The following is a 19578-nucleotide window of genomic DNA, read 5'->3' on the forward strand; positions in this document are numbered from 1 at the left end:
TTATTTCTTACTCACTGCAGCAACTACTTTATTAGAAAGATCAGTTACTTTTTTAGGGTTAAAGTAAATAGTTGTATCTTTAACTTTAACTTCATCAAAGTCGCCATCTTTAGCAATGTCTTCAATTGTTTTGATAATTAAACCCTGCACTTTTGCAAGCTCTTGGTTTTGGCGTGCTTTAATTTCTTGCTCAAGAGGACGACCTACTTCAGCAAGGTTTTTTTGCATACCCTGAATTTTGTCACGCAGTTTATCTTTTTGCGCTTGGCTCATAGTGGTACTTTCACGCTTGAACTTTTCAGCTTCAAAGCGAATATCGCCTTGTAGCTTTTCTAACTCTTGACGGCGCTCTGCAAACTCAGTTTGTAGAGATTGCTCAATTTTAGCCATTTGTGGTATTTGCTTGTAGATTTCTTGCATGTCTACAATACCTACTTTATGTGCAAATGCACTTACCGAGGTGCCCATCATAAGTGTTGCTAAAACAGCTACTGCCGTTGATTTAAATAATTTATTCACAAAAAACTCCTTTAAAAGCTGTTACTAATATTAAAACTGATGGTCTTCGTATCGTCATCTTCTTCTTTTTGCAATGGATACGCAAAACTAATCAGCATTGGACCCATTGGAGAGATCCACTGTAATGATAAACCGGTTGAAACCCTAAAACGCATTGGATCAGAGTAATCATCTAATTTAGCTCGCTCATCGGCTGCTAAATTTTGGTAACGGTCTACGTTAAACTCGGTATCCCATACGTTAGCAGCATCAACAAAGAAACTGGTACGTACTGAGCTGGTATTTTCTTCATCTAAAAACGGTGTAGGTACAATTAATTCCATACCTGCTACCGCTTTAGCATTACCACCAATTCGACCTTGTGGTACTAGCACATCAAATTCAGATGAGCCGCCTATATTACCTGTGGTTGAGCCATCTGGTAAAGGTGTACCCGGAATTGATTGCGGTATACGTGCAATTGCGCGTGGTAAAATTGTATTTCGGTCAAAGCCACGTAGTTCCATTTCAGTAATACGGAAGTATTCTTGGAATGGCAGTACTTGGTCGTAGCCGTTAGTTGAGCCATAACCATTACCGTAACCTAACGCCGCACGGGTTGAGAACACCCAGCGATGGTCGTTCGATATTGGCCAGTAAAAACGCGAATCATAGTTTAACTTAAAGTATTTTAAGTCAGAATTCGGCGTTGTTGCTGTTAAGTTTAGCGTTTGACGTGAGCCCGCTGTTGGGAATAAACCACGGTTTACCGTAACGCGAGACCAGCCAGCACTTAACTCATATTTAGTAAAGTCAAAACCAGCATCTGGGTTGTCTTGGTCTAAGAAGGTTTCACGCAGTACACGCGTTTGCTCGTACTCTGCAATATCTGAAAGCTCTTCTTGAATCCAACGAACACCAAAGTTAATGCGGTTAACCGCATCAATTGGGAAGCCTATATTAGTCCCCAATCCATAGCTTTTCGACTTATAGTCGATCAAACTAAACTTACTTGCATCGTAGTTACTGTAAAAAATACTGCTACCTTGCGATACGCCATCTGGCGTGAAGTATGGGTCGGTATAAGACACGCTCACACGCTCAGAACCACGCGAGGTATTAATATTAAAGCCTATTTGATTACCAGTACCTAAAAAGTTAGATTCTGTTACACCAATATTAAACTGTAAACCAAGGTATGAGCCATACGCTAAGCCGGCATTAAAGCTACCAGCCGACTGCTCTTTTACCGTAAAATCAACATCTACTTGGTCATCAACACCTGGGACTGGCACAACGTTAAAATCAACTTTTTCCATATAAGGTAAACGCTGAATTTGTAATTTTGAACGCTCTAAGCTTTGGTTAGATAACCATGCGCCTTCAAGCTGTGTCATTTCGCGGCGTAGCACTTCATCTGCAGTACTTTGGTTACCACCAACAATAATCCGGCGCACATAAACACGCTTACCAGGGTTAACCGATAAGGTTAGTTGTACTTCTTGATTTTCGTCATCAATTTGCGGAATTGTGCGTACTTCAGCATTGGCATAACCAAAACGCGCTAAGTAGCTTTTTATAAATTCTTCTGAAGAGGTAACCACTGAGCCGTTATATAACTCACCCGCTCGTAGTGGAATAACACTTTTAATTAAGTCTTCGCGACCAAGTAAGTCACCAATAAAGTCAAAACCTTTAACTTTATATTTAACCCCTTCAGTTAAGTTAGCTGTAACGTATACAGACTCACGCTCTGGGCTAACCGACACTTGGGTAGAGTCTATGTTAAAACGTAGGTAACCACGGTCTAAATAAAAGCTACGAATTTTTTCTAAATCGCCTTCAATGGTTTGTTTTTGGTAGCGGTCGCTGCCCATAAACTGCCACCAAGGTAAGTCTTGTTGCGACTCAGCCAGTTGTAATAGCTCTTCATTAGAAAAAAGTTCATTACCTACCAAGTTAATTTGACGAATTGATGCAGCATCACCTTCATCAAATTTTAATTTAAGTTTAACCCGGTTACGCGGCAGTTTAGTGATACTAATATCGACTTTAGCGTTGTATTTACCAATACTGTGGAAAAATTCAGTTAAGCCTTTTTCTATATTATCAATAACGGTTTTATCTAGTGGCTCGCCTTGGCGAATATTTTGCTGATCAAGTGACTGATTAAGCTGCTCATCTTTAATATCTTTATTGCCATCAAACTCAATAAAGCTAATTGTTGGGCGTTCAGTTACTTTAAAAACAACGTTATTACCGTCGCGTAGCGCTTTTATATTGTCAAAGTGACCTGAGCGGTAGAGAGACTTGATTGTTTTTGAAATCGTGTACTCATCAACATTATCGCCCACGTTAATAGGAATATGCGTTAATGCAGCACCCAGTGCTACACGCTGTAAACCCTCAACTTTGAGATCTTCAACAATAAAGGAGTTTTGGCCTAGGGCTGCAAAGCTTGCACCCAATAAACTTGAAACTACCAAATGTTTTTTTATAGCCATTTTATTATATTTATCCTTTACAACTGTATTACCGCTTAGCATCGAAAAGTAAATTTACGAGCTGTACAATCGTGGTTCTAATTAGTCATTGTCACGTTAAAACGACAAACGCGATACATCATTGAACAAAGCGAAACATGTTAAAAAAATGAGTAGTAACGCACCCACTTTAAAACCAAACTCTTGTGTCTTTTCAGAGACTGGCTTTTTACGAAAAAGTTCAATTATGTAATACATTAAGTGTCCGCCATCAAGCACTGGCAAGGGCAATAAATTAAATACACCCAAGTTAACACTGATCAGTGCTAAAAAGCTTAAAAACGCAACGAAACCGTAGCTTACGCTAGTCCCGGCGCCTACGGCAATGCCTACTGGGCCACTTAAATTTTTAACCGAAATCTGGCCTGTAATTAAATTACCTATCATATCAAAGCTAAGGGTAATTAATCGCCACGTTTCTTTACTACCTCGCACAATACTATCGAGCGGGCCATAATGTCTAGTTTCTATATAACCTTGCGGCCATTTTTCTACTATTGGTGCAACCCCTAAAAACCCTTGCTCTATGCCCTGAGCGTTAACCCTAGCTTGAGGTATTACCGATATTATTTTTATAGTGTCTTGTCTTTTTACACTAAATTGTAATGATTTGTTAGCCGATTGGGTAATAAGATTAACTAATTGCTGCCAATTGCTTATTGTTTCGCCATTTACAGCCACAATAGTATCATTTATTTTTAACCCTGCCAGCTCTGCAGCAGAGCTTTTAGTAACCGCAGCAATACTAAGTGTTGCTTGTGGCCTAAATGGTACTATGCCTAGAGAGCTCAATGGTGGCACGTCTTGCTGATCAAGTTTCCAGCCGTCTAAATTGAGCATTTTTGTTTGCTGCTGATAGTTTTCGTTACGTACAGTTACTGCAACGCTTTTATCACCTAAACTCGACATAAGCGCAAAGGTTGCGTCTTGCCAGGTGGTAATTTCATCATCACCAATTTTAATAATTTGTTGGCTAGGCATTAATCCCGCTTGCGCTGCACGACTGCCTTCAACCACACTGCCAACAACAGGTTTTACTGATTGCACACCCACCATATACATAACGGCAAGTGCAAATATAGCAAATATAAAGTTAGCAACGGGCCCCGCAGCAACAATCGCTATACGCGCTTGTACCGACTTAGCATTAAACGATAAATGACGCTGATTTGCAGGTACTTCATCAACCCGCTCATCGAGCATTTTTACATAACCACCCAAAGGTATGGCTGCTATAACGTACTCGGTATCGTATTTATCACGCCATTTTAGCAATGGTTTACCAAAGCCGATAGAAAAGCGCAGCACTTTAACGCCGGCTTTACGCGCCACCCAAAAGTGGCCGTATTCATGTACTGTAACTAAAATGCCCAGCGCTAAAATAAATGAGCCGAGATTCCAAAAAAAATCGAACATATTAATGCGTCACTTTTGTTATAAACTGCGATGCGCTTAAACGCGCTAATCTATCGCACTCTAAAATTTCATCTAAGCTTTGCACATTGGTGTACGTGGCCGCTTCGAGAGTCTGTGCATTTATTGTGTATATATCGGTAAAACCAATTTCACCATTTAAAAATGCACTTACCGCGATCTCGTTTGCGGCATTCACTGTCGTTGTTGCGCCTTGCCCTGCGCTACACGCATCAATCGCTAGTTGTAAATTAGGGTAACGAGAAAAGTCAGGTTTAGTGAACGAAAAGTCACTAATATCTGAAAAGTTTAACGGCTTAACCCCTGCATTTATGCGCTCAGGGTAAGCTAATGCATGGGCAATTGGGGTACGCATATCAGGGTTACCCATTTGCGCTAAAATTGAGCCGTCGTGATATTGCACCATAGAATGAATTATACTCTGTGGATGAATAACCACATCAATATCACTCGGGTCGCAGTTAAACAGCCATTTAGCTTCAATAAACTCAAGCCCTTTGTTCATCATGGTGGCTGAATCTACCGATATTTTTTGTCCCATAGACCAATTAGGGTGCGCCACGGCTTCTGCTATGGTTACATCTTTAAGGGTATTTATATCACGGGTTAAAAATGGGCCGCCTGATCCGGTAAGTAATATTTTACTTACGCCATGAGATTGCAGGTGTTGATCGCCTTGCGCATTTTGTAGAGAATACGGTAAACATTGAAAAATAGCGTTATGTTCACTGTCTATTGGTAGCAATGTCGCTTTGTGTTGTTTTACTTTATCAATAAACAACTGACCCGACATTACCAAAGATTCTTTATTGGCGAGCAGTACTTTTTTTCCGGCTTCTACTGCGCTTAACGTCGGCAACAACCCTGCAGCGCCGACAATTGCCGACATGACAGCATCAACCTCTGGATGCCCACACAGCTCGCTCATAGCCTGCTCACCATGCATTATCTGCGTTTTACATGGCGTATTACTTAAATATAACGACAATTGCTTAGCAGCGCTTTGTGTTGCCATAACGCCATAGCGTGGCTGATGCGCAATGCATAGCTCAGCCATTTTTTTAGCATTTTTCCCAGCAGCTAATGCAAAAACACTAAACTGCTGAGTATTTCTTGCCACAACATCTAAGGTATTAAGGCCAATAGAGCCTGTAGCCCCTAGAATTACCAGTTGCTGCTTTTCACTCATAAACTCAAAGTCCACGCATAACACATTACAAACATAGGTGCGGCTGCGGTTAGGCTATCAATACGATCTAAAATCCCGCCATGTCCTGGCAAGCAATTACCGCTGTCTTTAAGTCCTGCTTCGCGTTTAAACATGCTTTCAAGCAAATCACCCACCGCTGAAAACAAGGCAATAAACACAGTCATAATGGCGTAAATTGGCCATACAATTAAATCTACGTCGGTAAAATGACAAAATGTAAGCACAAATATAACTGCAGCGACAACGCCGCCGGCTAAACCTTCAATAGTTTTATTTGGGCTTACTTTTGGCATGAGCTTACGCTTACCAAAGCTTTTACCTGTAAAGTAGGCACCAATATCGGCGCTCCATACGATTCCTAAAACCACTAAAATAAGCATAGAGCCAAAATGACTAGATTCGGTATATTGCGCACTGCGCAGCGTATTTAGGGCTAACCATAAAGGCACTAACGTTAGTAATCCGGCAATACCGCGCATTACTATGCCTTCGTTCCATGCTTTAGCCATTTCTGGGTAGCGCCATACTAAATAACTAGCAACAATCCACCATGCAAACGACAGCGTAAATAAGTAATTTGCATCACCTACCAATTTGCCATCTTGCCAAAGTGATTCGATTGGCCAGTGCAGGTTTAGTAACGCTAGCAAAGCGGCAACTAAAAGTACAAAAGCGCTGCGCTTAAGTTTATTGCACAGCCCCATAAAAGCAGACCATTCCCATGCGCCCATTAATACAATTGCACCCGCAAAATAACTAAATAATGTCAGTGGGGTGTAAAAAACCAAAGCAAGCGCTAATGGTGCTAGCACGAGTGAGGTTAGAATGCGTTGTTTTAACAAAATTATGACCCTTATTCTATTTAGGTTTGAGCGAGTAATTGTTTTATTTGTTCGCCCGTACAACCAAATCGTCGCTCTCTGGCAACGTAACACGCTATGGCCTCAGCAAATGCTGCTTCATTAAAATCAGGCCACAGTGTGTCGGTAAAGTAAAGTTCAGCGTAAGCTGCTTGCCAGAGTAAAAAGTTACTAATTCTGACATCGCCACCAGTACGAATTAGTAAATCAGGCTCGGCCTGATCTGCCATACTCATGTACTGTGCTATACGCTCTTCTGTAATATCGGCTGGGTCTAATTGCCCCTGTGCAACTTGCTCTGCAAGTTGTTTAGCAGCATTAGCCATATCCCAACGTCCACCGTAATTTGCAGCAACATTTAAATGCAGCCCGGTATTATTTGCTGTAAGCTTTTGAGCAGTATCTACTTTACTGCGTAAGCTTTCAGAAAACCGCGATAAGTCTCCAATAATGGTCAGTTTTACATTGTTTTTATGCAGCTTTTTAACTTCTTTACTAAGTACAAATAAAAAAAGCTCCATTAACGTTTTTACTTCGTCTTCAGGTCGACGCCAGTTCTCACTACTAAAAGCAAATAAGGTTAACGATTGTATCCCTAATTTAGTACAAAACTGTACAGATTGACGAACTGCGTCCACACCTTTTTTATGCCCAAACACACGCGGTCTATTTCTGGCTTGCGCCCAACGCCCGTTACCATCCATGATGATAGCTACATGTTTAGGTAAACATTGCTGTGAAATTGTGTCAGCATCTAGAACCATAAATATTGAGTATTCCATAAAAAAACGCCGCCTAGTATACCCCAGCCGGCGTTTCAAAACTAATAAATTTAACCTGTACTCGGGATAATAAATCTATTTCAAGTGGCTATTTTTAACGCTAACTGCGTTGAATTTACTTGCAATAGGTTCAATCTATTACCCCAAGTGCAGCGTATTAGTTTCTTAGATTTCCATCAACTCAGCTTCTTTAGCTGCTAATTGAGTATCCATTTCTTTAATGAATTTATCGGTCATCTTTTGAATTGCTTCTTCAGCTTGACGCGCTTCATCTTCAGAAATATCTTTATCTTTCAATAAGTTTTTAAAATCGCCATTCGCGTCACGACGAATGTTACGTACTGCAACACGACCGCCTTCAACTTCACCACGAACAATTTTAATTAAGTTTTTACGACGTTCTTCAGTCAATGCTGGTAATGGTACACGAATAACTGAACCTGCTGACATTGGGTTTAAACCTAAGTCAGATGCCATTATTGCTTTTTCTACCGCTTGCGCAAGTGACTTATCAAATACACCAATAGCCAGTGTACGTGAATCTTCAATTGTTACGTTAGCAACTTGGTTTAACGGTGTTGGCGAGCCATAATACGACACCATAATACCATCTAGCAATGCAGGATGAGCACGACCAGTACGAATCTTAGATAACTGGCTGCCCAGTGCTGCTACACTCTTTTGCATGCGCTCTTGCGCATCTTTTTGAATATCGTTAATCACAGTTTAATCCTAATCTATTTAATTACTTCATCTGAGGCTTGTGAAGAAATAAGGGTTCCCTCTTCTTCACCCATAATAACACGTTTTAATGCGCCTGATTTATTCATATTAAATACGCTCAATGGCATATTATGATCGCGTGCTAATGTAAATGCCGCTAAATCCATTACTTTCAATTCTTTCTCAATTATCTCATTGTAACTTAAATGACGATAAAGTGTCGCATCTGGATTTTTAACTGGGTCATCGCTGTAAACGCCATCTACTTTAGTCGCTTTAATTACCGTATCGGCTTCAATTTCGATACCACGTAAACAGGCTGCTGAGTCGGTAGTGAAAAATGGGTTACCCGTACCGGCTGCAAAAATAACTACGCGGCCCGTTTTTAATAAACTAATTGCTTCAGCCCAATTGTACGCATCACACATACCATGAAGTGGAATAGCCGACATTAAACGACAGTTTACAAATGCACGATGCAGCGCATCACGCATTGCCAAACCATTCATTACGGTTGCAAGCATACCCATGTGATCGCCAACAACACGATTCATGCCTGCTTCTGCTAACGAGCCACCGCGTAAAAAATTTCCACCGCCAATAACTAAACCCACTTCTACGTCGAGCTCTACGAGCTCTTTAATTTCTTGAGCCATGCGGTCTAACACTTTAGGGTCGATGCCAAAGCCTTCATCTCCCATTAAAGCTTCACCGCTTAATTTGAGAAGAACGCGTCTAAAAATAGGTTTACGATTGATAGTCATAGTATTGGGGCCAACTTTTATAAAAAATGGATAAAAAATAACCGCGCTTATGTTAAACATAAAAGCGCGGTTATTTTAAAGAATTTCTAGCTGTGAAGCAAAAGCAAATAACACATTAATTGCATGTCTTTTTTACTCCCTACACAAATAGTTAATCTTATTTAGCTTTAGCAGCAGCGATTTGTGCAGCAACTTCAGCAGCAAAATCTTCTTCTTTTCTTTCGATACCTTCACCAACTTCTACACGTACGAAGCTAGTAACTGTTGCGTTTTTCTCTTTAAGAATTTCGCCAACAGTTTTCTTAGGTTCCATGATGAAAGCTTGACCAGTAAGAGAAACCTCACCAGTGAATTTTTTCATGCGGCCAACAACCATCTTCTCAGCGATTTCAGCAGATTTGCCTTCATTCATCGCGATTTCGATTTGTACTTGTTGTTCTTTAGCTACAACATCAGCAGGAACGTCTGAAGGAGTTAAGTACTCAGGGCTTGATGCAGCAACGTGCATTGCAACGTGCTTAAGTGTTTCTTCATCAGCAACACCAGCAACAACAACACCAATACGATCACCATGACGGTACTCAACTAGGTTTTCACCCGTGATGTACTGTAGACGACGTACGTTAATGTTTTCGCCAATTTTAGTTACTAGCTCAACGCGTGCTTCTTCAAACTTAGCTTGTAAGTCTTCGATAGTCACAGTGTCTGCAATTGCAGCTTCTGCTACTTTATCAGCAAACGCTAAAAAGCTTACGTCTTTAGCTACGAAGTCTGTTTGACAGTTAACTTCAACTAGCACTGCAACATTACCATTTTTCTTGATAATGATAGCGCCTTCAGCAGCGATATTGCCTGCTTTTTTAGCTGCTTTAGCCGCGCCACTTTTACGCATGTTTTCAATCGCTAACTCGATGTCGCCATCAGTTTCAGTTAACGCTTTTTTACAATCCATCATGCCAGCGCCAGTACGCTCGCGTAATTCTTTAACTAGGGCAGTAGTTACAGCCATTAGTAATTCCTCAAATCTGAATCAGGTTTAGATAAGCGGGTTACCCGCTCTACAAGAATAGCAAGTCTTCACCTTTAAAAGATGAAGACTTGAAGACAGCTAATTACTCAGCTTCTACGAAATCGTCTTTTTCAGCTTGAGCAACAAGTGTGTTCTCACGGCCTTCAGTGATCGCAGTTGCAACAGCGTTAGTGTAAAGACTTACCGCACGGATAGCATCATCGTTACCAGGTACGATGAAATCAACGCCATCTGGGTTCGAGTTAGTATCAACAATTGCAACAACCGGAATACCTAGGTTGTTAGCTTCACGGATAGCAATGTGCTCGTGGTCAGCATCAATAACGAAAAGCGCGTCTGGAAGACCGCCCATGTTCTTGATTCCGCCAAGGCTCTTCTCAAGCTTTTCCATTTCGCGGTTAAGCATTAACGTTTCTTTCTTAGTTAACTTCTCGAAAGTACCGTCTTGGCTTTGTATTTCAAGGTCTTTAAGACGCTTGATTGATTGACGAACTGTTTTCCAGTTAGTCAACATGCCACCTAACCAACGGTGGTTTACATAGTACTGGTCGCTTGCGATTGCAGATTCTTTCACTGCTTCGCTTGCTGCACGCTTAGTACCAACGAAAAGAACTTTACCTTTGTTTGCAGCAGCACCAGATAAAAACTTAAGTGCAGTGTTGAACATTGGTACAGTTTGCTCAAGGTTGATGATATGTACACGGTTACGTGTGCCGAAGATGAAAGGCTTCATCTTAGGGTTCCAGTAACGTGCTTGGTGACCAAAGTGAACACCAGCTTGAAGCATATCGCGCATTGAAACGTTTGCCATTTTATAGATCCTCTATAGTTGTTTAGGGTTAGGCCTCCACATATCCCATAGCACCAACACCGAAATATTTAAACTTCTAATGCACCCAAGTGTATGTGACGATACGTGTGTGTGTTAAAATAAAATTGTGTTTGCCTTAAATACAAAAAATCATTAAAGAATTTATTTGTAAAAAGACGGCGCGCTTTATACCATATTAAAATTAAATACTCAACATCGCGTGCAAAAATTGTGCGACGATAAATGTTAAAAACTCAACTTTGGAGCTTCAATGAGCGCTATTATTAAGACCCCTGAAGAAATAGAGAAAATGCGCGTAGCTGGGCGCTTAGCGGCAGATGTACTTGAAATGATCGGCCCATATGTAGTGCCGGGCGTGACCACCGATGAGCTAAATACAATTTGTCATGATTATATTGTTAATGTGCAACAAGCAATCCCTGCTCCATTAAATTATCATGGTTTTCCAAAATCAGTTTGTATCTCTGTAAACCATGTTATTTGCCATGGTATTCCAAACGAAAAGCCATTAAAAGATGGCGACAGTATTAATATTGACGTTACCATAATTAAAGATGGCTACCACGGCGACACTTCTAAAATGTTCCATGTTGGTACCCCTAACATTCAAGGTAAACGCCTTGCAGAAGTAACACAAGAAAGTCTCTACCTTGCCATTAAAATGGTAAAACCAGGTGTGCGTTTAGGCGATATTGGCGAAGCAATTCAAAAATATGCTGAAAGCTTCAACTACTCAATTGTTCGTGAATACTGTGGCCATGGTATTGGCGCAGGGTTTCACGAAGAGCCACAAGTAATGCACTATGGCAAAGCAGGTACTGGCGAAGTATTAAAAGCCGGCATGTGTTTAACTATTGAGCCTATGGTCAATGCGGGCAAACGCCAATGTAAACTACTTAAAGATGATTGGACTGTGGTTACACGTGACCGTAGCTTGTCAGCCCAGTGGGAACATACTTTGTTAGTAACTGAAAATGGTGTTGAAATTTTAACGCTACGATCAGATGATACAATCGACAGGATCATTGAGCATTAAAATACCCGTTCAACTTGATAGCTATTTATTTATCAAAATGAACTCGTATAAATAAGGAATCAGCCCCGGTGGCATTACCCAACAAAGTAAAAAAGTTGCTTAGCGACGCAGAGCAACTTAGTGATTATCGCGATTGTTCTAGCTATTTTTATAAATGGCTTTTTAATGAGTTTTCTAAACAACCGGTTGGTAATTTAATTAATGCCAGGGCTGAATTCATAGATCGTTTGCTGATCAAACTGTTTCATGTTTATGATTTAGCGCACGAACCCGACCTAGCACTTATAGCCGTAGGTGGTTATGGACGAGGTGAATTACACCCCTATTCCGACATCGACTTTTTGCTACTAGTAACACAACAACCAAACGCTGAAATCAGCGAAAAAATAGGTCAGTTTGTTACCATGCTTTGGGATCTCAATTTAGAGATTGGGCACAGTGTTCGCACTATAGCGCAAGCCATAGAGCAAAAACGTGAAGACGTTACCTTTGCCACCAGCTTATTAGAAAGCCGGCTTATTTTTGGTAATCATATAGAATTTGAAAAGCTAAAAAACCACATAATTGACACGCCAGTGTGGCGCTCAAATGAGTTTTTTTTAGCCAAAGTACAAGAGCAACATTTACGCCACCGAAAATGCCACGGCACAGCGTATAATCTCGAACCTAACATAAAAGAAAACCCCGGTGGCCTGCGCGATCTGCAAACCATTATTTGGGTTGCTAAAAAACACTTTAGAGCAGAAACCCTACAAGAGCTTATTAGCCATGGCTACCTTACTCACGAAGAGTTTCAAGAGCTTTCAGAGTGCCTAGAAAACTTATGGAATATTCGTTTTGCGCTGCATTTGGCTGCAGGGCGTTCAGAAAATCGCTTACTGTTTGATCATCAACCGCAAGCCGCCGAAATTCTGGGGTTTGGTAGCGATGGTAAATCGTCAGTTGAGCGCATGATGAAGCGTTTGTTTAGAATAATGAGCCGCGTACGCGAGCTAAACCTGATGCTGCTGGCGTACTTTGAACAAAGTATTTCGCCAAAACACCATCAACCTATTATTCAAGAACTTGATCGCAATTTTGAGCGTATTGGCAATCAAATTAAAGTAAAAAGCCCATCGGTATTTTTTAGGCGCGATCAGCTTTTTATGTTATTTGAGCATATTGCCGATAACCCAGAAATAACGCATATTTATCCCAGCACTATTCGCACTATTCGCCAAGTGCGCCGCCGTTTACTGGGCGACTTACAAGATTACGCTGCCTGTCGCGAAGCTTTTTTACGTCTTATAAAGCACCCCAATGGTATGGGCCGTGCTTTTACCTTAATGCATAAACACGGCATGCTGGCTGCTTATTTACCGCAGTGGCGAAACATATTTGGGCAAATGCAATTTGACTTATTTCATGCCTACACAGTAGATGAGCACACCCACAGATTAATAAATAATATTTATCAGTACTTTGATAAAACCGGTGTCAGCGAATTTCCTATTTGTAGTGAAATAGTCACTCGTATGGATAAACCTGAGCTACTTTATTTAGCGGGTATATTTCATGACATAGCCAAAGGCCGTGGTGGCGACCACTCAGAGCTGGGCGCTGTTGACGCACTAGCCTTTGCAAAGTTACATGCCTTTTCTGTCGCCGATGGTAAACTAATCGCATGGCTGGTTAGTAATCATTTACTTATGTCGGTTACCGCACAACGTAAAGATATAAACGACCCTGGAGTTATTAAAGACTTTGCCACACGAGTAAAAACAGAGCGCCAACTTGATTATTTATATTGCTTAACCGTTGCCGATATACGTGCCACCAACGACAATTTATGGAACGATTGGAAAAACACCCTGCTGCGTGAGCTTTACTTACATACGCAACACGCACTGCGTTTAGGGCTTGAAAATCCAATGGATCAACGCGACCAAATTCGCGACAAAAAGCATCAAGCTAAACAGCGATTACTCAACTTAGGCTACATGGAAGACCAAATTGATTTAATTTGGAGCCGCTTTAAAGCCAATTACTTTACCGCTTTTAGCGAACAGCAAATTTCATGGCACAGCCAGCATTTAGTTAATAGCGAAGATTTAAGTCAACCGAGTGTTATCGTATCAAATAAAGCGATGCACGGTGGCACCCAAGTATTTGTATACAGCCCTTACTCTGGGCCTTTATTTGCCCGCTTAGTGAGTGTTATTGGTTCTAAAAAGGCGCAAATACAGCACGCGCAAGTACTTACCACCAAAGATGGCTACGTACTATTTAACTTTGTTATTTTAGAAGTAAATGGCGAGCCAATTGCCAGTGGCAGAGCACAATCAATTAAACGCGCCCTAGAGCAAGCCTTGTTTGAGCCGCGTAAAAAAATTCGCTTCAAAAAGAATCGCTCGCAACGCTTTAAAGACTTTAATATAAAACCTAAAATTGTGCTGCGCCCGCATCCGCGTAAAGATCGCAGCCTAATTGAAATCCAAGCAATTGATATACCCGGTTTATTGACTAAAATAGCCGAAGTTTTTCAAGCACACTTATTACACATACACGCTGCGCGTATTACCACAGTGGGGCAGCGCGCAGAAGATTTCTTCGTGGTCTCTAATAACGAGTACCAAGCACTTACAGACGAAGAACAAGCCAAAATTCATCAAGCATTGCGTAAAAAACTCAACGCAGAAACCGAATAAGAGGACACTATGTCAGATTTAAAAACGATGATCGAAAACGCCTGGGATAACCGCGATAGCATTAGCCCAAGCACAGTACCTGTTGAAGTAAAGCAAGCCATTATTGACGCGCTTGACCTGCTAGACAGTGGCGCAGCACGCGTTGCTGAAAAAATATCGGGTGAATGGGTAGTACATCAATGGCTTAAAAAAGCGGTTTTACTGTCGTTCCGTATTCGCGAAAACCAAGCAATGGACGATGGCGTAAATCAGTTTTACGACAAAGTACCACTTAAATTTAGCGACTACACGCCGGAGCAATTTAAACAAGGCGGCATGCGCGTAGTGCCTAATGCTGTTGCGCGTAAAGGCAGCTTTGTAGGTAAAAACGTGGTACTTATGCCATCGTATGTAAACATTGGCGCATACGTTGACGACGGCACCATGGTTGATACATGGGCTACTGTAGGCTCGTGTGCACAAATTGGTAAGAACGTACACTTATCGGGTGGCGTAGGCATAGGCGGCGTTTTAGAGCCATTACAAGCCAACCCAACCATCATCGAAGACAACTGTTTTATTGGCGCACGCTCTGAAATAGTAGAAGGTGTAATTGTTGAAGAAGGCGCGGTAATTTCAATGGGCGTTTACATCAGCCAAAGTACCCGTATTTATGACCGTGAAACCGGTGAAATTCACTACGGCCGCGTACCAGCAGGCGCAGTAGTAGTCCCTGGCGCACTACCATCAAAAGACGGTAGCCACAGCCTGTACGCTGCAATTATAGTGAAAAAAGTAGATCAGCAAACACGCGAAAAAGTAGGCATCAACGCCCTGCTCCGCTCAATTGATGATGAATAGTTAAGTAGGTTGGGTAGAGCGCAGCGAAACCCAACGACACTTTAAAGTTAAGTGTTTTAGCTGAACTTTAATTGTATATTTAAAAGCACTAAGCCCTTGTGGGTTTAGCGCTTTTTATTTAGCCGGCATTGTGTATTACAATCACCCATTACAACTCAAGCCATGTAAGTCTATTTGTTTTACCTGCTGATTTTTCGTTTTAAAATCATAATAACGAATAATTAGCTGATTGTTTTTCTCATAAAATGACATGTCCCGTAACCAATCGATAGTGGCTATTGGCATGTATGTATAAAAACCATATTCACCCACACACTGATAACCAAAGTAATGATACGCACTGCCAAATGCACCTACATCGCTGGTATACGCTACTATATTTTCCTGCTGCTGATAAAATTGCGCTTGACTGCCAACAATGACATACCAAATACATGTAAGCCCAAGTGCTACAATTTGTAACCCTGCCATTATAAACAATAGCAAGCTAACTAATTTTGCTTGAACAGTATGTTTGCTTGTTTTACTGATGCTTTTTATCAACACATAAGTAGCAATACTTACCAATATCAGCTTTATCCAAACTAGGTAAGTAGACAACTCATAGGTAAATTTTTGGCTGTGCCACTGTATGCCAAATACAGGCGGAATAAACATCGAGTCTATAAAGGTCACTGTAATAATTAGCGCTGCAAGGTGATAACGAGATAGGGTCATTAAGGCTGTTTTTTTAATTGTTTTAACCATGCTATTAAATATGTAATAAAAAAGCAAAAAGGTACTTTGAATAAATAATACTCAGACCAGTTTACTTTACTTGAAGTAGCTAAAAGTAATTAAATTAGCCAAGCACACCCAGAATATAATAAGGTAGTTAAGCATAAATTAAAGTTAGCAATAAATATTAAGGACTAATATGACAACAAAAGCTTTACGCTCAACTATTTTACTCCCCGTATTTTTGCCTGCCGTATTCATCATTCTCCTTTTAGTGATAGGTACGAGCAGTAACCCTGAACTTGCTGGTAAAGCATTCAGTATCGCCCTTACTTGGATAACAGAAACCTTTGGCTGGTTTTATATGTTATCTGTCGCTATATTTTTAGTATTTATAGTCTCTGTTGCCGCCTCTAGTTGGGGAAACATAAAACTAGGGCCCGATCACTCAGAGCCGCAATATAGCTTTGCAGAGTGGTTTGCTATGTTATTTTCTGCAGGCTACGGTGTTGCACTGCTCTACTTTGGTGTTGCTGAGCCTGTATTGCATTATGCATCTCCACCTTCGGGTGCGGCAGAAACAGTTAACGCTGCTAAACAAGCAATGCAAATTGCATTTTTCCATTGGGGATTTCATATATGGGCAATATACGGAATTGTAGGTTTAGTACTTGCCTACTTTGCTTTTCGTCATGGTTTGCCCCTATCAATTCGCTCAGCGTTATATCCTTTAATTGGCGATAGAATTTATGGCCCAATTGGTCACGCGGTCGATATATTTGCTATTTTAGGTACTCTATTTGGTATAGCCACGACCTTGGGGTTATCGGTAACGCAAATAAATGCGGGCCTACATTATTTATGGCCAAGCATTCCTATAAATACCACAGTGCAAATATCAGCCATTGCTATTATAACCGCAGCAGCAACCATCTCTGTGGTAGCAGGTATGGATAAAGGCGTTAAGCGCTTATCTATTTTGAATATGACCTTGGCAATATCTTTAATGATGTTTGTATTTTTTATTGGTCCTAGCATTCATATTTTAGAATCTTTTTTACAAAATACTGGCAGTTACTTAAGCGGTATTGTTGAGCGTACCTTTAACTTGCAAGCTTATAGTCGCAGCGACTGGATAGGTAACTGGACCTTATTTATATTCGGCTGGACAATTGCCTGGGCACCTTTTGTGGGTATGTTTATCGCAAAAATTAGCCGCGGTCGCACCATCAGGCAATTTGTTGTTGGGGTAATGTTAGTGCCCACCATATTCACTTTTTTATGGTTTTCGATATTTGGTGATACGGCTCTCAATTTAATCATGAATGAAGGCTTAGACACTTTAATTACTGATGTGCAAGCGAACCATGCCGTAGCGCTATTTCAATTATTTGAAGTATTACCTTGGTCATTCTTTATTTCGCTATTAACGGTATTTTTAATTATCACCTTCTTTGTTACCTCGTCTGACTCTGGCTCACTCGTTATTGATTCATTAGCTTCAGGTGGTAATGCAAACACTCCTGCATGGCAGCGGGTATTTTGGGCGGTTCTTGAAGGTGCGGTTGCTGCAGCTTTATTACTGGCAGGCGGGCTCAGCGCACTGCAAACTATGACAATAGCCAGTGCATTACCCTTTGCTATTATTATGCTAATTGCCACTGTTGGCCTATGGCGTGCGCTTGTAATTGAAGGGCATCGCGATACCAGTTTACAAGCACATACTTTAAACGGCAGAAACTTAAATTTATCGCATTGGAAACGCCGTTTAGCAGCCATGATCGACTACCCAAACAAAAGCAAAGTACATAACTTTATTGACCAAGTAGTGACTAAAGCGATGAAAGAAGTGCAAGCCGAATTAAAATCTCGACAATGGCATGCTGAAGTAGTATTTGATGCCGACTTATGTCGCGCGCACTTAACTGTTTTACGCCATGAACATATGGACTTTGTATACGACATAAGGTTAACAGAGCATGCAATGCCTAGTTTTGTTCACTCTGAGCTAAAACCTGAAACAGATAACACTGAAACGTATTGTCGTGCAGAGGTATACTTACGCCGTGGTGGTTTGTCGTATGATATTTTTGGCTATAGCGAAGATGATATTGTGAAAGATATTCTCGACCAATTTGAAAACTATTTGCACTTTTTAGATAACAGCCCAGGCGAGCTTCCTTGGGATATGACTGAGCATGATGAAATGCTAAACACCGACAAATAATTTGCGCTAACCCAATTTAGCCCTTATCTGCATCACATAGTTAAGGGCTAAATAATCCATATCGGCCTGCTAGCCTAAGCTCCCTGTGTTTGGTCTTTTATTTTCCCTAAAAAGCAAAAAGGCACTTAAAAATAAGTGCCTTTGTTGGTTTGCTCAATTTAGTTTGGTATTACAGCGCGTTAAATACGTCATCTGTTTTAGCAGCGCAAATAAAATCGTTTTTGTGTAGTCCCTTAATTGAATGGCTCCACCAAGTAACTGTTACTTTGCCCCACTCGGTTAATAAACCTGGGTGGTGGCCTTCGTCTTCAGCCATATCGCCTACTTTGTTAGTAAACGCAATAGCTTGTTTAAAGTTTTTAAATTTGTAAACACGCTCAAGCTGCATAATGCCATCGCGTACTTCAGGTACCCAATCAGGGATTTTGGTAATTAATTGCGCTAGCTCTTCGTCTGATACTTTTGGCGCATCGGCATGACAGGCTTCGCATTTTTGTGCACTTAATGAAGACATTTTAAATCCTTATCTTTAGCGTTACTTTTTATATTAAAGTTAACTAGCTAATTTTTCTTTTGGTGAAAATTTTGGATCGTGCAAGCCAAGTTCTTTTGCTTGTTCAACCAAAGCCATTATATCCATTTGCGATATATCAAACAGATCATGAATCGAATTTATGGTGTAGTACTGCGGTTGCATAATATCAATTCGGTACGGGGTACGCAGCACATCTAATACACTCATTGGTGTAATTTCTGGCGTGCTTGAGTATACGTACTGGGTTTCTCCTGGGCTTGATAAAATACCACCGCCGTATATACGCAAACCATTATCGGTTTGCATTAAACCAAATTCAACGGTAAACCAGTACATGCGCGCTAGGTATACACGATCTTTTTTCTCTGCCGCGTAGCCAAGTTTTCCGTATTTATGCGTAAACTCTGCAAAATCAGGGTTAGTAAGCATAGCGCAGTGACCAAATATTTCATGAAACACATCGGGTTCTTGTAGGTAATCAAACTCATCCCGGCTACGAATAAAAGTCGCCACCGGAAATTGCTTATTGGCCAGTAACCGAAAAAACTCATCAAAGTCGATAAGTGCCGGCACTGGCGCTACTTGCCAACCGGTAGTGGCTAGCAGTACTTCGTTTAGCTCACTAAGTTGCGGAATACGATCGTGTGGCAGGTTTATTTTTTTTAAACCTTCCATATATTCGTTACAGGCTTTGCCTTCAATGCACGCAAGTTGGCGCGCTACGAGCTCAGACCAAATTTTATTTTCTTCATCGCTCCAATGTATAACGCCATTTTCATCTGGTGTTTTGGAGGTGTATTTACTTGCTTTAGCCATTAGTACCTTCTTTGGGATTAACCCGAAACCGGTGTCAGGGTGAT

17 protein-coding genes are annotated in these 19578 nt (G+C 40.9%); 4 read left to right on the forward strand and 13 right to left on the reverse strand.

What is annotated here, in order from left to right; genetic code table 11:
• The 10 genes from AAEZ18_RS07865 to rpsB all read right to left on the reverse strand — a co-directional run bounded on the left by AAEZ18_RS07865 (position 1) and on the right by rpsB (position 10655).
• Positions 1–519 carry an OmpH/Skp family outer membrane protein gene (locus AAEZ18_RS07865; protein WP_041454497.1) on the reverse strand — a complete coding sequence of 173 codons (519 nt, stop codon included), beginning with the start codon at positions 517–519 and terminating at the stop codon, positions 1–3.
• 11 nt (positions 520–530) lie between these two features.
• On the reverse strand, positions 531–3002 hold the full coding sequence (gene bamA, locus AAEZ18_RS07870) for an outer membrane protein assembly factor BamA (protein ID WP_011328686.1): 2472 nt from the start codon (positions 3000–3002) through the stop codon (positions 531–533).
• Positions 3003–3098: 96 nt separating this feature from the next.
• Entirely contained in the window at positions 3099–4457 is a 1359-nt protein-coding gene (gene rseP / locus AAEZ18_RS07875; protein ID WP_011328687.1) for a sigma E protease regulator RseP, read from the reverse strand.
• Position 4458: 1 nt separating this feature from the next.
• On the reverse strand, positions 4459–5664 hold the full coding sequence (gene ispC / locus AAEZ18_RS07880) for a 1-deoxy-D-xylulose-5-phosphate reductoisomerase (protein ID WP_011328688.1): 1206 nt from the start codon (positions 5662–5664) through the stop codon (positions 4459–4461).
• Positions 5661–6527 (reverse strand): phosphatidate cytidylyltransferase, encoded by an 867-nt coding sequence (locus AAEZ18_RS07885; protein ID WP_011328689.1) that lies wholly within the window; start codon positions 6525–6527, stop codon positions 5661–5663. Before AAEZ18_RS07885 ends, ispC begins: the two co-directional genes overlap by 4 nt.
• A 20-nt stretch (positions 6528–6547) precedes the next feature.
• A complete protein-coding gene (uppS, locus tag AAEZ18_RS07890) occupies positions 6548–7327 on the reverse strand; it encodes an undecaprenyl pyrophosphate synthase (RefSeq protein ID WP_011328690.1) in 780 nt (259 codons plus the stop codon).
• Between the two features lie 165 nt (positions 7328–7492).
• Positions 7493–8014 carry a ribosome recycling factor gene (gene frr / locus AAEZ18_RS07895; protein WP_011328691.1) on the reverse strand — a complete coding sequence of 174 codons (522 nt, stop codon included), beginning with the start codon at positions 8012–8014 and terminating at the stop codon, positions 7493–7495.
• A 50-nt stretch (positions 8015–8064) separates the two neighbouring features.
• Positions 8065–8814 (reverse strand): UMP kinase, encoded by a 750-nt coding sequence (gene pyrH / locus AAEZ18_RS07900; protein WP_011328692.1) that lies wholly within the window; start codon positions 8812–8814, stop codon positions 8065–8067.
• Between the two features lie 157 nt (positions 8815–8971).
• Complete coding sequence (tsf, locus tag AAEZ18_RS07905; RefSeq protein ID WP_011328693.1) at positions 8972–9823, reverse strand: translation elongation factor Ts; 852 nt, start codon at positions 9821–9823, stop codon at positions 8972–8974.
• 103 nt (positions 9824–9926) lie between these two features.
• Complete coding sequence (gene rpsB / locus AAEZ18_RS07910; protein ID WP_011328694.1) at positions 9927–10655, reverse strand: 30S ribosomal protein S2; 729 nt, start codon at positions 10653–10655, stop codon at positions 9927–9929.
• 271 nt (positions 10656–10926) lie between these two features.
• On the opposite strand from rpsB, the gene map reads away from it, so the two are divergent.
• The 3 genes from map to dapD all read left to right on the forward strand — a co-directional run bounded on the left by map (position 10927) and on the right by dapD (position 15239).
• The gene (map, locus tag AAEZ18_RS07915) at positions 10927–11712 is read left to right on the forward strand and encodes a type I methionyl aminopeptidase (RefSeq protein WP_179807537.1); all 786 of its coding nucleotides are present in this window, start codon (positions 10927–10929) and stop codon (positions 11710–11712) included.
• A gap of 68 nt (positions 11713–11780) precedes the next feature.
• Positions 11781–14399 carry a [protein-PII] uridylyltransferase gene (gene glnD, locus AAEZ18_RS07920; protein WP_011328696.1) on the forward strand — a complete coding sequence of 873 codons (2619 nt, stop codon included), beginning with the start codon at positions 11781–11783 and terminating at the stop codon, positions 14397–14399.
• Positions 14400–14408: 9 nt separating this feature from the next.
• On the forward strand, positions 14409–15239 hold the full coding sequence (gene dapD / locus AAEZ18_RS07925) for a 2,3,4,5-tetrahydropyridine-2,6-dicarboxylate N-succinyltransferase (protein WP_350594324.1): 831 nt from the start codon (positions 14409–14411) through the stop codon (positions 15237–15239).
• Positions 15240–15380: 141 nt separating this feature from the next.
• On the opposite strand, the gene AAEZ18_RS07930 is transcribed toward dapD, so the two are convergent.
• A complete protein-coding gene (locus AAEZ18_RS07930) occupies positions 15381–15956 on the reverse strand; it encodes a hypothetical protein (protein WP_147207655.1) in 576 nt (191 codons plus the stop codon).
• A 199-nt stretch (positions 15957–16155) separates the two neighbouring features.
• Here AAEZ18_RS07930 and AAEZ18_RS07935 point away from each other — a divergent pair, with 199 nt between their 5' ends.
• Positions 16156–18183: a BCCT family transporter gene (locus AAEZ18_RS07935; protein ID WP_089368559.1), complete on the forward strand. Its 2028-nt coding sequence runs from the start codon at positions 16156–16158 to the stop codon at positions 18181–18183.
• 169 nt (positions 18184–18352) lie between these two features.
• Here AAEZ18_RS07935 and AAEZ18_RS07940 read toward each other — a convergent pair whose 3' ends face one another.
• Positions 18353–18697, reverse strand: coding sequence for a 4a-hydroxytetrahydrobiopterin dehydratase (locus AAEZ18_RS07940; protein WP_011328700.1), 345 nt, complete (start codon positions 18695–18697; stop codon positions 18353–18355).
• Between the two features lie 39 nt (positions 18698–18736).
• Positions 18737–19534, reverse strand: a complete 798-nt coding sequence (gene phhA, locus AAEZ18_RS07945) for a phenylalanine 4-monooxygenase (protein ID WP_011328701.1) — start codon at positions 19532–19534, stop codon at positions 18737–18739.
• Between the last annotated feature and the right edge of the window lie 44 nt (positions 19535–19578).

Source organism: Pseudoalteromonas sp. 19-MNA-CIBAN-0066, assembly GCF_040308705.1.
In the GTDB taxonomy this organism is placed as follows: Bacteria; Pseudomonadota; Gammaproteobacteria; order Enterobacterales; family Alteromonadaceae; genus Pseudoalteromonas; species Pseudoalteromonas nigrifaciens.